Origin of the sequence: Streptomyces anthophorae (genome assembly GCF_049310305.1) — a bacterium.
Lineage (GTDB): Bacteria > Actinomycetota > Actinomycetes > Streptomycetales > Streptomycetaceae > Streptomyces.
In genome coordinates, this window is sequence record NZ_JBLWQQ010000001.1 from 2,920,760 (window position 1) to 2,933,284 (window position 12,525).

Genomic DNA, 12,525 nt, shown 5'->3' on the forward strand with positions numbered 1-12,525 from the left:
CCCGGTTGCACCCATCCGAGTGAGATGGGAGGCAACCGGGCCGTGCCCTTCTCCGGCCCGCGCCCGCGCGTCCATACGGTGCCCAGTGACCGATCGGCCCCGCCTTCGTTCCCCCGTTAGGGGGAAGGCAACTGATCAGAACGAGGTGTACGTCATGGTGGCCCCGCCGGACAACGACGTGCTGTGGGCGCGTGCCCTGCACTATGCGCACAGCGGATCGGGCAACGGGCCGGAGGGCGCGCCCCCCGCGCTCACCGGTGTCTCGCTCGGTGTCCGCGAGGGCGAGATCCTCGCCGTCACCGGACCCCGCGGCAGCGGGAAGACGACACTGCTGCGCTGCCTCTCCGGTCAGCTCCTGCCGCAGCAGGGCGAGGTGTGGTTCAACAGCACACCCGTGCACACGATGGGCCCGCTGGTCCGCGAACGGCTGCGCCGCGACCGGTTCGGCTGGATCGACCCCGAGCCGGTCCTCGTGCCCGAGCTGAACGTGTGGGAGAACGCCGCCCTCCCCCTGATGCTGCGCGGCACCTCGCGCCGCCCCGCCAAGGCCGCCGCCCACGAGTGGCTCGACCGGCTCGACGTCGGCCGCCTCGCCCGCAAGCGCCCGCACGCCCTGTCCGTCGCCGAGCGCCAGCGCGTGGCCATCGCCCGCGCCCTCGCGCACGCCCCGCACGTGGTGTTCGCCGACGAGCCGACCGCGACCCTGCACCGCGCGGACAGCGCCCACATCCTGCGCACCCTCACCGCCGCCGCCCGCTCGCACGACATCACGGTCGTCCTCGCGACCCACGACTCCGCGGTGGGCGCGCTCGCCGACCGCACCGAGTCGCTGCTCGACGGGCGCCGCGTGCACACCGTGCCGCTGCCCGAGAAGACCTCCGAAGGGGAGGGTCGCACCGCGTGCTCGCTCTCCGTCTAGCGCGCGGCGCGCACCCGCTGGTCCAGCTGCGCAGACTCCTCGTCGCCGCCGCCTCGGCCGGCACCGGATTTCTGCTCCTGAGCACGCTCGGCCACGCGCTCGGGCACCCCGAGACCGCCGCCAACTCGGTGCTGCGCCTCGCCTGGTGCGCGCTGCCGCTCGCCGCGACCGTGTACTTCGCGGTCGCCGTGGCCCGCTCCGACCCCGGCACACAGCCGCGCGCGGGCCTGTCCGCCGTGGGCCTCGGCCCCGCCCGCCTCACCCTGCTCGCCGCGATCTCCACGGCCATCGCCTGCACGCTCGGCTCGATGCTGGCGCTGCTGTTCTTCCTGCATCTGCGGGGCGACCTGTCCGGCCTCCCGTTCGACGGCGCGGCCCGCGGACTGCTCGCCGCCGACCGGCCCCTGCCGCTCGCCGCCACGCTCACCCTGCTGACGTGGGTGCCGCTCGCGGCCTCCGCGGCGAGCGCCCTCGCACTGCGCCCGCGGCTCGCGCGCCCCGTCAAGGACACCGCGGAGCCGCAGGAGCCCGCGGCCGCCCCGACCGGACTGCCGTGGGGCTTCGCGCTGCTCGCGGCGGGCCTCGCCGTGGAGACGTACGCGGCGAGCGTGCGCGGCGCCGCGGGCTCCCGGCTGCCCGGCGGGCTCACCGGCAGCCCCACGGGCGTGCTCGCCGGGTGGACGCTGACCGCGCTCGGCCTGGCGCTCGCCGGTCCCGGGCTCACGTACCTGTGCGGGCGCGCGTTGCAGTCCGTACGCCCCTCGGCGGTGCGGCTGCTCGCGGGCCGGGTGCTCCAGGAGGAGGCACGGCGCGTCGGCCGCCCGCTCGGCGTGGTCTGCGCGGTGGCGTCGGGCGCGTACGCGGCGGCCACCGTGTACGGGGAGCGCCAGGGCGCGGCGGCCGGCGTCGGGCCGCTCGCGACGCTCGGCGCGCTGCTGGTCGTCGGCTGCGCCGTGGCGACGCTGGTGACCGCGTCCTTCGAGGCCCGCCAGGCGCGGCGGAACACGACGGAGGCGCTGCTGCGGATCGGCGCCCCCGCCTCGGCGCTGCGCGGGGCGGTGGCGCTCAGGGCCTGCGCCCTGCTGGCCGTTTTCGGGCCGCTGACCTGGGTCGTCGCGGAACTTTCGGCAGCACCGCTGACGGTGCGATGAGTTTTGCCGACACTGGCCGTCTACATGTTCGTACGCACCACACCACTTCACTTCAGCGAGAAGGCGACGGACACGTCATGAGCGAGTACCAGCAGATGATCTTCCCGAACCTGGCCGTGAACGACCTGGCCGCGTCAACCAAGTTCTTCACGGAGCTGGGTTACGAGCGCAACGCCCAGTTCTCGGACGACACCGCCGCCTCCATCGTGATCAGCGAACACATCGTGATCATGCTGCTCACGAAGGAGAAGTACGCGAGCTTCACCAAGAAGAAGATCGTCGACTCGACGAGCAGCAGCGAGGTGCTCCTCGCACTGAGCGCCGAGAGCCGCGAGAAGGTCGACGAGCTCGTGGACCGGGCGATCGCCGCGGGCGGCACCGAGACCGGCGAGAAGCAGGACCACGGCTTCATGTACGGGCGGGCCTTCGACGACCTCGACGGGCACACCTTCGAGGTCATGTGGATGGACCCGTCGGTCGTCGAGGGCTGACCAACAGCCCGGCGCCCGCCCCTGCTTAGCATGGGCGGGTGCCGACTCCAGAACGTTCCACCGAACCGTCCGTGCCCGCCACCACCTCCGACCGCGAGATCGAGACGCTCGCGGAGTTCGACGAGGTGGTGGCCGCGCACGCCACGCTGACCGGGCACCGGGTGCAGGCCGTCGACCTGACCGCCCGCACCGAGCAGCTGCGCCGCACCGAGGTCGAGGGCGCCATATTCCTCGGCTGCCCCATGGACCCGCAGGCCGCCACCGAGGTCAGGGCGCGCGGCGCGCTGGTCTTCCCACCGGTCCCCGGCCTCCCCTTCGACCCGTACCGCGGCCGCCTCTACGCCCCCGCCGAGCTGTTCGAGGGCCTGTCGTCCGAGGGCGGCTACGCGGCCACTCCCGACGCCCGCGCGTACGAATGGTTCCAGCGCACCAAGGCCGACGGCGACGTGTTCGCGTCGATGCTGCGCGCCGTGCACGACGACTCCGTGTCCGACGCGCTCGACGAACTCCTCGCCGGGGCCCGGGTGGTGGGCGTCATGGGCGGTCACGCGATGGCGCGCGGCACGGAGGCGTACGCGGGCGCGGCCCGGCTCGGCCGCACGCTGGCCCGCGCGGGATTCACCGTGGCGACGGGCGGCGGGCCCGGCGCGATGGAGACCGCGAACCTGGGCGCGTACGCGGCGCCGTTCGCCGACACCATGCTCGACGACGCACTCCAACTCCTCGCCAAGTCACCGTCGTTCACCCCGTCGATCACCGACTGGGCGGACGCGGCCTTCGCCGTCCGGGAGCGCTGGCCGGGCGGCGGCCCTTCCGTGGGCATCCCCACCTGGTTCTACGGACACGAGCCGCCGAACGCGTTCGCCGAGCACATCGCCAAGTACTTCGCCAACGCCACCCGCGAGGACGGCCTGCTGGCCCGCTCCACCGCGGGCGTGATCTTCCTGCCGGGCGCGGCGGGCACGGTGCAGGAGATCTTCGACAACGCGACGCCCAACTACTACGAGTCGCGGGGCGAGCCGACCCCGATGGTCCTGGTCGACCGCGCCCACTGGACCGAACGGCTGCCCACCTGGCCACTGCTCCAGGCGCTCGCCCGCGAGCGGTCCATGGAGGACCGGATCGCGTTGGTGGACACGGTCGAGGAGGCGGGCGAGACCATCAAGCGGCTCGGCTAGGGCCCTTCTGACGGATCTTGCTGGGGTCGCGGACCCTGGCCCGTTGGGTCAAGCGGGGGTCAAGAGTGGCCGGTGGGGCGCTTCGTGTATTGACCGTGCGTCACGGTCACCGATAAACCATCGGTGACCGTGGGGGTGTTGAGCTTCGAGGTGCGTTCGCGCCGCGCCGCACCCCTTCTCTTCCCAGTACATGTGAAGGACAGCTGTGTCCGTAGCCCCCCGCATATTTCAGCGCATCCCCTCAAGAGCTGCCCGCTTCGCCGGTGTGGCCGCCGCCGCGACGGCCCTGACGCTCGGCGTCGCAGGCTCCGCGTCGGCGTGCAACATCAGCGAGTTCACCGCCAAGGCCGGCTGTGAAGGTCAGCAGGGCGTCATCTCCGTGACCGACGTGGACGCGTCCGGCACCCCGGCGACCGTCACCGTCTTCCGGACGTCCGGCGGCTCCGAGGAGCAGGTCGGCTCCCAGGTCGTGAAGGGCTCCAAGGAGGGCGCCACGATCACCTTCAAGGAGGACTGGAAGCCGGGCGCGACCTACCGCGTCCACGTGAAGACCGACCGCTTCAACGTCGACGACGACATCAAGGGCGGCGTCACCGCCCCCGCCAAGGCGTGCGCCGGCGAGAAGCCGTCGACGCCTCCCACGTCCGCGGCGCCCAGCACCTCGGCCCCGGCCGAGAAGCCGGCCCCGGCACCCTCCAAGAGCAGCCCCGCCGCCGCCCCGGCGCCGAGCAACTCGGCTTCCCCGGCCGGTGGTTCGGACCTCGCCGAGACCGGCGCGAGCAGCAACACCCCGGTGATCGCCGGCATCGCGGCCCTCCTGGTCGTCGCGGGCGGCGGCGTGGTCTTCGCGCTCCGCCGCAAGAGCGCGGCGCAGAAGTAGGCCCGGCGCGGGCGCCGTCCGACCGCTCAGCCGGTCTCCGCGGCGGCGCCCGCCCCCAGCACCACGATCTCCGCCGCGTCGAAGGCGACCCCGACCTCGTCCCCCGGTTCCGGCGCCTCGCGCAGCGCGCAGGCCGCTTCCAGGCGGGGCGCGTCCTCCGGCTGCAAGTGCAGCGCGACGTGCGTGCCACGGAAGGTGCGCGCGGTGACGGCGCAGGTCAGCTGGGCTTCGGCGGCCGGTACGAGGCGTACGCCCGCGGGCCGTACGAGCAGCTTGCGGTCCCCCTGCTCCGAGCCGTCGGGCACCGGCACCTTCCCCCAGGGGGTGTCCGCTACCGCCCCGGTCACCGTCGCCTCCACCACGTTGTCGAAGCCGAGGAACCGGGCCACGAACTCGTCCGCCGGGTGCTGCCACACCTCAAGGGGCGTACCGGTCTGGGCGATCCGCCCGTCCCGCATCACCACGACCCGGTCGGCGAGCGCGAACGCCTCCCCCTGGTCGTGCGTGACGGCGAGCACGGTCGTCCCCAACTCGCCGAACAGCTCCCGCAGTTCGACGACGAGCCGCTCACGCAGCGAGCGGTCGAGCTGTCCGAGCGGCTCGTCCAGCATCAACAGGCGCGGCCGCGGCGCGAGCGCCCGCGCGAGCGCGACCCGCTGCTGCTCCCCGCCGGACAGCGCGCCGACCGCGCGCCGCTCGGCGCCGGGCAGCCCGACGAGCCCCAGCAACTCCCGTACGCGCTCCGCCTGTTCGGCCTTTCCTGCCCCGTGCATCCGCAGACCGAAGGCGACGTTCTGCCCCACGTCGCGCTGCGGGAACAGCTGGTGGTCCTGGAACATCAGGCCGACGCCGCGCTTGTGCGCGGGCACCCCGGCCCGGTCGGCGCCGTCGAGCAACACCCGCCCGCCGTCCAGGGGTTGCAGCCCGGCGACGGCCCGCAGCAGCGTCGACTTGCCGCTGCCGCTCGGCCCGAGCACACACACGATCTCGTGCTCGGCGACCTCCAGGTCCACGGCGTCGAGCACGGCGCGCCCACCGAACCGTACGGTCGCGTCGTCCAGCTCCAGCAGCGACATCAGAACTCCCCGGTCGAGGCCTTGGCGGGCCGAATCCGTTCAAGGACGAGCAACGAGGCCGCGCAGACGGCCATCAGCACGGTCGAAAGGGCCATCGCCTGCCCGTAGTTGAGGTCGCCGGCCCGCCCGAGCAGCCGGGCCACGGCGACCGGCAGCGTCGGGTTGTCAGGCCGCGCGATGAACACGGTCGCCCCGAACTCGCCGAGCGACACGGCGAACGCGAACCCGGCCGCGACCAGGAGCGCCCGCCGCACCATCGGCAGGTCGACCTCCCGCCACGCCCGCAGCGGCGAGGCCCCGAGCACGGCGGCGGCCTCCCGCAGCCGCCCGTCGACGGCCCGCAGCACCGGCAGCATCGTCCGCACCACGAACGGCACCCCGACGAGCGCCTGCGCGAGCGGCACCAGGATCCACGTGGACCGCAGGTCGAGCGGCGGCTCGTCGAGCGTGATCAGGAACCCGAACCCGACGGTCACCGCCGACACCCCGAGCGGCAGCATCAGCAACGCGTCGAAGCCCCGCACGAGCCGCCCGGCCCGGCGGGTGAGCGCCGCGGCGGCGAGCCCACCGATCACCACGGCGATGGCCGTGGCGGCGAGCGCGTACTCCAGCGAGTTCCAGATCGCGTCGATCGGCGGTACGAGGAAGGTCCCGCCGTCGGCGTTCGTGAGCGCCCGGTAGTACCCGAACCCGTATCCGCCGGGAGCGTCGAGCGAGCGCTCGACGAGCACCCCGAGCGGCAGCACGATCAGCAGGGCGACGGTCACGAGTACGCCGGCGAGGAGCGTCCACTGGCCGGCCCCGCGCGGTCTGCGCGACGTGTGCGCGGCGTCGACGAGCCGCAGCGCGCTCTCCCGCCGCCGCACGGTCCAGGCGTGCACGCCGAGAATCAGCCCGACGGCGAGGAACTGCACGATGGTCAGCACGGCGGCGGTGGACAGATCAAAGATCTGCGCGGTCTGCCGATAGATCTCGACCTCAAGCGTCGAGAACCCCGGACCGCCGAGAATCTGCACGACGCCGAACGACGTGAACGTGAACAGGAACACCATGAGCGCCGCGGCGGCGACGGCGGGCCCGAGCGCCGGCAGCGTCACCTTCCGCCACGCCGCGAACCGCGAGGCGCCGAGCATCCGCGCGGCCTCCTCCTGCCGGGGATCGAGCTGCGCCCAGAGCCCGCCGACGGTCCGCACCACGACCGCGTAATTGAAGAACACATGCGCCAGCAGAATCGCCCACACCGTCGTGTCGAGCCGGGCGCCCCACAGCTCGTCGAGCAGCCCGCCCTTGCCGACGAGCGCGAGGAAGGCGGTGCCCACGACGACGGTCGGCAGCACGAACGGGACGGTGACGACGGCCCGCAGCACCTGCTTGCCGGGAAACTCGAACCGGGCGAAGACATACGCCCCCGGCAGCGCGATCAGCAGCGTCAGCGCGGTCGACGCGAGCGCCTGCCACACCGTGAACCACAGGACGTGCCGGATGTCGGACTGCCCGAGCACGTCGAACAGCCGCCCGAGCTGCCAGCCGCCTTCGGCGTGCAGGCCGCGCTCGACGATCGCGACGACCGGATAGGCGAAGAACAGCCCGAAGAACACGACGGGCAGGACCATGAGCCCGAGCCGCGCCGTGTTCCCGCTCGTCGTCCTGACGGCTACTTCAGTACGAGCGACGTCCACGACTTCACCCAGTCGTCCCGGTTGTCCGCGATCTTGCGCGGGCTCATGGTCTCGGGATCGTCGATCTTCACCGCGTACTTGGTGTAGTCGGCGGGCGCGGTGGCATTCTCCGTCACGGGGTCGACGAACATGTTGAGCGGCATGTCCTCCTGGAACTTCTTGGAGACCAGGAAGTCGAGCAGCGCCTTGCCGCCCTTCTCGTTCTGCGCGCCGTTCAGCAGCCCCGCGAACTCGATCTGCTGGAAGCAGGTGCCCTTCGCGACCCCGACCGGCGAGGTCTTCGGCTGCGGATCGGCGAAGACGGCCTCGGCGGGCGGCGAGGACGCGTACGACACGACGAGCGGCCGGTCACCGCCCGCCTTCCTGCCCCCGGCGCTCCCGCTGAACTCCTCGTTGTACGCCTGCTCCCAGCCGTCGACGACCTTGAGCCCATTGGCCTTCAGCTTCTTCCAGTACGGCTGCCAGCCGTCGTCCCCGTACTTCGCGGCGGAGCCGAGCAGAAAGCCGAGACCGGGCGACGAGGTGGACGCGTTCTCCGTGACCAGCAGGTTCTTGTAGGCCGGCTTGGTGAGATCGGCGAAGGACGAAGGCGGCGCGAGGTCGTGCTTCTTGAAATACGCCTTGTCGTAATTGACGCAGAGCGACCCGGTATCAACAGGGGTAACCCGGTCCTTCCCCGCATCGAGCCGGTACTCGCGCTTCACGTTCTCCTCGAGCCCCTTGGCCTTGTACGAGGAGAAGATCCCGTTGTCGAGCGCGCGCGAGAGCAGGGTGTTGTCGACGCCGAAGAAGACGTCGCCCTGCGGATTGTCCTTCGACAGGATCGCCTTGTTGACGGCCTCGCCTGCGTCCCCGTCCTTGAGGACCTTGACCTTGTACCCGGAGCTCTTCTCGAAGTCCTTCAGCACGCCCTTGGAGACGGCCCACGAGTCGTGGCTCACCAGGGTCACGGTCTTGGAGTCCCCACCGGCGGCACCGGAGCCACCGCCGGAGGACCCGCACGCGGACAGCGCCACGAGCCCGAGCCCCACGACCACGGAAACGTACGCGGTCGTGGTCGCCCTGCGGGCCGACTGCTTCTTGCTCACTACTTCATTCCTCCTGGAGTTGACCAGGAGAAGACGCGGCCCTGCCCGGAGCCCTCCGGCCAAAACGGCCAGGGCTCCGGGCAGGGCGCAACAGCTTGAGTGGTGTCCGAACTTCCTACCCGGAATGACCCGGGCAAGGTCCAGAGGGTCTGCGGCCTGTCGACGCGATGCCTGCCGTCGGTCGCCGCACTCTCAGCGCTGTGGCGCTCCCCTGTCGGAAATGCAGATGTAGTTGTCGTACTTACTGTGGCCAGGCTACCTCTCGGTGGCCGCCAGCTGTCCACAGGCTCCGTCGATCTCCTGGCCGCGGGTGTCCCGGATGGTCACCGGGACGCCGTGCGCGGCGATGGCGTCGACGAAGGCCTTCTCGTCCTCGGGCCGCGAGGCGGTCCACTTCGACCCGGGAGTCGGGTTCAACGGGATCAGGTTCACGTGCACCGGCTTGCCCTTGAGCATCCGCCCGAGCCGGTCACCACGCCATGCCTGGTCGTTGATGTCCCGGATGAGCGCGTACTCGATCGACAAGCGACGCCCGGACTTCGCGGCGTACTCGAACCCGGAGTCGAGCACCTCGCGCACGTTCCACCGCGTGTTGACGGGGACGAGGGTGTCACGCAGCTCGTCGTCCGGGGCGTGCAACGAGATCGCGAGCCGGCACTTCAGCCCCTCGTCGGTGAACCGGTTGATGGCGGGCACGAGCCCGACGGTCGACACGGTGATGCCGCGCTGGCTGAGCCCGAGCCCGTCCGGCTCCGGGTCGGTGAGCGCGCGGATGGCCTGGATGACGCGCTTGTAGTTGGCGAGCGGCTCGCCCATGCCCATGAACACGATGTTGCTGAGCCGGGCAGGACCCCCGGGAATCTCCCCGTCCCGGAGAGCCCTCATCCCATCGACGATCTGATGCACGATCTCACCGGTCGACAGATTCCGGTCGAGCCCGGCCTGCCCCGTGGCACAGAAGGGACAGTTCATCCCACATCCGGCCTGCGACGAGATGCACATCGTCACGCGATCCGGATACCGCATCAGCACGGACTCGACGAGCGTCCCGTCGAACAGCTTCCACAGCGTCTTGCGCGTCGTGTCGTTGTCGGTCGACAGATGCCGCACAACGGTCATCAGCTCCGGCAGCAACGCCTGCCGCAGCTTCTCGCGCGATCCCGCGGGGATGTCGGTCCACTCCGCGGGGTCGTGCGCGAACCGCGCGAAGTAGTGCTGCGAGAGCTGCTTGGCGCGAAACGGCTTCTCACCGATCGCGGCAACGGCTTCCTTCCGCTCAGCAGGCGAAAGATCAGCAAGGTGCCGCGGCGGCTTCTTGGCTCCGCGGGGGGCGACGAACGTGAGTTCTCCGGGCTTAGGCATAGCGTTACCAGTGTCGCAGACGAATGGGGGTGACCTGCGGTCGTCGTGTGGGACACCTGTCACTGGCGGTCGCCGTTGGTCACTGCTGAGCGGCCTCGGACGGCCCAGGGACGGCCCAGCTCCCGTCAGCCCTGCCTCTCCGAGCTGGACATTTCACCTTTGAGTCGCTTCCACGCTTCCACGGTCTTTGTTAGCCGCCTCAAGGGGTCGGGCTCGCTTACCAGAAGGGCATTTTCAAGCTGCGGCACGAGCTGGACGCGCCGCATTTCGGTGTTGAGGTCAAGGGCCATACCAGCGAATGCGAGCCCCTCCGCTAGCTCCTGTCCAGCGTCCACCCCATTAATACGGATACCAATACCACGCAAATCAACCATGTAGCCAGCGTGCCAGAATTTAGCCCGAAGATGAGCCGGTTCACCCTTCACGTTCAGATTCAGCGCCACCCGGTTGGCGGCAGATCGAACGACTAGCTTCTGATGATCTGATTCCATATCCCAGACTGTCGCATCGCCCGAAATCCATTCATTATCTTGAACTAGGGCAAGCAGGTTCCCGCCCTCGTCTCGCAAGGTTATCGACAACCGCACATGCCCACCCTCGTCCGGGGCAAGGGCCAAGAGCGACTCCCCGTCCGCAAGGATCACCGGCCCTTCGCCTACCAGCAACACGCCACCAGCCAGCACGGCACAGTACTTTTGACTGGTATGCAACATTCCACCTGCCAGCCCCTTCCGTACATTAAAGGGAGCATTCTGTATTTCCCGCTGTTGAGCGTCACTGAAAACCCCTTTCGTCGCCATGTCATGACACAAAGGACAGAGGAGCATCATGTCCTCTACTCGAAAATGCTGCTCCTCGCTGTACGGAACGATGTGGTGATACTGATAGATCGGTAGCCCACATCTACAGCAGCCAAAACGGGCATGTTGACGTAGCTTCCTCTTAACCTCGGACGGCGTCTTCGGTCGACCTTCGTACATTAATTCCCCGACTCTCTCGAATCTCAACGCATGTACTAAACATATCGAGATTTCTCCGCGCTGGATGGACAACAATGTAGGCGGAGCGACTTCGGGCGGAGGGTAAATTGGAGCAACCTCCACCCCGCCTCATCGCCGCAGCCCACCACCCAACCCCAGCTCCCATCCCGTCCGCCGTCGACCCACACGCAGTGGAGCGGGCGTGGCCCCTGGTGTCCAGGTGGAGCGCGCCGCTGTACGAACGACCTGGACACCAGGGGCCACGTCTGCTCGGCTTTGCCTGGGTCGACGGTGGACGGGATGGGAGCCCTCGCAACCACCCACGGACCTGCACCCGGCAGCGTTTCCCCGGCTCCCGGTGCCGGCCGATCCCCCGCCGGAGGCATCGTCTTTGAAGGCGAGTTGAGCAGCGCGGTCACCCACTTCAAGCCCCGGCCCCCAACCATGTGGGCGCGCGTCGGTGCAGCGCCCGTAGCGCGGGCCGAAGGCATGAGCGCGAAGGGCAGCGGAGCCGAGAAGCGCGCCCGGCGGAGCGGAGCGCAGCCGGTCTTGATGAAGTAGGGAAAGCTCTATCGCGCTGGCATCAGGCGCTTACCGTCATGGCTTCGGACATGCGGGCCCGCCCCGTCGAGGGCGTCCAGGAGCCGGATCGAGTAAACCTCGGACATGTACTCGCTGACCTCGTCGGGCGTCAGCCACTCCACGGCCGTGGACTCGTCCGACGTGCGCTCCTCACCGCCCGCGGGCTTGCAGCGGAACACCAGGGCCACGACGCCCCGGGTGGTGTTCTTGTAGACGCCGGTCAGCTCGTCCACCTCGACGTGGATGCCGGTCTCTTCCCAGACCTCTCGGCGTACGCCTGCCTCCGGGGTCTCCTCGAGTTCGAGCACGCCGCCGGGAAGTTCCCACGTGCCGTTGTCCGCTCGGCGGATGGCCAGCAGTCGGCCGTCATCGCGGACCACCACTCCGGCTACGGAGGTGACGGCCCATCCATCTCCTGTTCACGAACGCCGCGAACGGGATCGTGTGGCGCAGCAACTTCAACACCCATGCCTGGAAGCCTGCTCTGGCGCTCGCTGGCCTCATCCCGGGCGCCGGACCCGACGGGAGGTACGTCTCGGTCCGCGAGCACGGCATGTACGCACTCAGGCACTTCTACGCGTCCGTCCTCCTGAACGCCCGTACCTCGGTCACACAGACCCAGCGCTGACGCTCCGCGTGTACGCGCACTTGATGCCGTCGAGTCAGGAGCGCACGCGCAACGCTGTCGACCGGGTGTTCCTGCCAACGCCTTCCGAGGCAGACGGCCCCAGACACAGCCCAGTAAGCCAAACAGGCCCCTGATCCGTGCCAACCACGCAGGTTGGGGCCTTTTTGTGCCGCGGATGCGCGGGGGTGCCCCGGGGCCGTCGCCTGGGACGCCCGTCACTGGCGGTCGCCGTTGGTCGCTGTTGGGCGGCCTTGGGCGGCCCGTGGTGCGTCAGCTCTGTGTGGGGGCGGTGTCGTCGTCCGACTGCCCCGTGCCCTCGGCTGCGCCTGTCTTCTCTCGCATCTTGCGCACCAGTTCCGCCTTCTGGTCCGCTGCGTGGCGGCGGTCCGCGTTGCGGTGCGGGCCGTTGTTCTGGCGTTCGGCGCGGGACTGCTTCTTGCGCTGGCCGCCGCCCTGGCCCACTGGGTTGTTGATGTTCTTGCTGTCGGTCACGGGTTCTCCCGGCGGTGAT

At 70.0% G+C, this 12,525-nt stretch carries 12 protein-coding genes and 2 pseudogenes; 6 read left to right on the plus strand and 8 right to left on the minus strand.

The annotated features are described in order from the left end of the window. Positions 1–154: 154 nt before the first annotated feature. From ACNYS0_RS12925 to ACNYS0_RS12945, 5 genes are all read left to right on the plus strand, one after another. Positions 155–919, plus strand: a complete 765-nt coding sequence (locus ACNYS0_RS12925) for an ABC transporter ATP-binding protein (protein ID WP_422473401.1) — start codon at positions 155–157, stop codon at positions 917–919. Beyond that, the gene (locus tag ACNYS0_RS12930) at positions 901–2,070 is read left to right on the plus strand and encodes a hypothetical protein (RefSeq protein ID WP_422410261.1); all 1,170 of its coding nucleotides are present in this window, start codon (positions 901–903) and stop codon (positions 2,068–2,070) included. Before ACNYS0_RS12925 ends, ACNYS0_RS12930 begins: the two co-directional genes overlap by 19 nt. A 77-nt stretch (positions 2,071–2,147) precedes the next feature. Then, positions 2,148–2,561 carry a VOC family protein gene (locus tag ACNYS0_RS12935; RefSeq protein ID WP_422473403.1) on the plus strand — a complete coding sequence of 138 codons (414 nt, stop codon included), beginning with the start codon at positions 2,148–2,150 and terminating at the stop codon, positions 2,559–2,561. A gap of 38 nt (positions 2,562–2,599) precedes the next feature. Then, a complete protein-coding gene (locus ACNYS0_RS12940; protein ID WP_422473405.1) occupies positions 2,600–3,739 on the plus strand; it encodes an LOG family protein in 1,140 nt (379 codons plus the stop codon). A gap of 205 nt (positions 3,740–3,944) precedes the next feature. Beyond that, positions 3,945–4,619 carry an LAETG motif-containing sortase-dependent surface protein gene (locus tag ACNYS0_RS12945; protein ID WP_422473407.1) on the plus strand — a complete coding sequence of 225 codons (675 nt, stop codon included), beginning with the start codon at positions 3,945–3,947 and terminating at the stop codon, positions 4,617–4,619. 26 nt (positions 4,620–4,645) lie between these two features. Here the strand turns inward: ACNYS0_RS12945 and ACNYS0_RS12950 are convergent, their stop codons facing one another. From ACNYS0_RS12950 to ACNYS0_RS12980, 7 genes and pseudogenes are all read right to left on the minus strand, one after another. Then, entirely contained in the window at positions 4,646–5,695 is a 1,050-nt protein-coding gene (locus ACNYS0_RS12950; RefSeq protein ID WP_422473409.1) for an ABC transporter ATP-binding protein, read from the minus strand. Beyond that, positions 5,695–7,374, minus strand: a complete 1,680-nt coding sequence (locus ACNYS0_RS12955; protein ID WP_422473411.1) for an ABC transporter permease — start codon at positions 7,372–7,374, stop codon at positions 5,695–5,697. The genes ACNYS0_RS12950 and ACNYS0_RS12955 overlap by 1 nt, the downstream gene beginning before the upstream one ends. Next, positions 7,350–8,462, minus strand: coding sequence for a thiamine ABC transporter substrate-binding protein (locus ACNYS0_RS12960; protein ID WP_422473412.1), 1,113 nt, complete (start codon positions 8,460–8,462; stop codon positions 7,350–7,352). The genes ACNYS0_RS12955 and ACNYS0_RS12960 overlap by 25 nt, the downstream gene beginning before the upstream one ends. A 255-nt stretch (positions 8,463–8,717) precedes the next feature. Then, positions 8,718–9,824, minus strand: a complete 1,107-nt coding sequence (gene rlmN / locus ACNYS0_RS12965) for a dual-specificity RNA methyltransferase RlmN (protein WP_422473414.1) — start codon at positions 9,822–9,824, stop codon at positions 8,718–8,720. Positions 9,825–9,949: 125 nt separating this feature from the next. After that, on the minus strand, positions 9,950–10,624 hold the full coding sequence (locus ACNYS0_RS12970; protein ID WP_422482922.1) for a hypothetical protein: 675 nt from the start codon (positions 10,622–10,624) through the stop codon (positions 9,950–9,952). Further along, positions 10,625–10,804, minus strand: a pseudogene (locus ACNYS0_RS12975) (HNH endonuclease); the annotation flags it as partial. 569 nt (positions 10,805–11,373) lie between these two features. Beyond that, positions 11,374–11,769, minus strand: a complete 396-nt coding sequence (locus ACNYS0_RS12980; protein ID WP_422473416.1) for an NUDIX hydrolase — start codon at positions 11,767–11,769, stop codon at positions 11,374–11,376. A gap of 29 nt (positions 11,770–11,798) precedes the next feature. Here ACNYS0_RS12980 and ACNYS0_RS12985 point away from each other — a divergent pair. Then, positions 11,799–12,148 (plus strand): annotated as a pseudogene (locus tag ACNYS0_RS12985) (site-specific integrase); the annotation flags it as partial. Positions 12,149–12,284: 136 nt separating this feature from the next. Here ACNYS0_RS12985 and ACNYS0_RS12990 read toward each other — a convergent pair. After that, positions 12,285–12,506, minus strand: a complete 222-nt coding sequence (locus ACNYS0_RS12990) for a DUF6243 family protein (protein ID WP_422473418.1) — start codon at positions 12,504–12,506, stop codon at positions 12,285–12,287. Positions 12,507–12,525 lie beyond the last annotated feature (19 nt).

Excerpts from the sequence above, each read along its gene's own strand:
- ACNYS0_RS12950 (WP_422473409.1), bottom strand. The coding sequence starts at position 5,695 with ATGTCGCTGCTGGAGCTGGACGACGCGACCGTACGGTTCGGTGGGCGC.
- ACNYS0_RS12970 (WP_422482922.1), bottom strand. The coding sequence starts at position 10,624 with ATGGCGACGAAAGGGGTTTTCAGTGACGCTCAACAGCGGGAAATACAG.
- ACNYS0_RS12925 (WP_422473401.1), top strand. The coding sequence starts at position 155 with ATGGTGGCCCCGCCGGACAACGACGTGCTGTGGGCGCGTGCCCTGCAC.
- rlmN (WP_422473414.1), bottom strand. The coding sequence starts at position 9,824 with ATGCCTAAGCCCGGAGAACTCACGTTCGTCGCCCCCCGCGGAGCCAAG.
- ACNYS0_RS12935 (WP_422473403.1), top strand. The coding sequence starts at position 2,148 with ATGAGCGAGTACCAGCAGATGATCTTCCCGAACCTGGCCGTGAACGAC.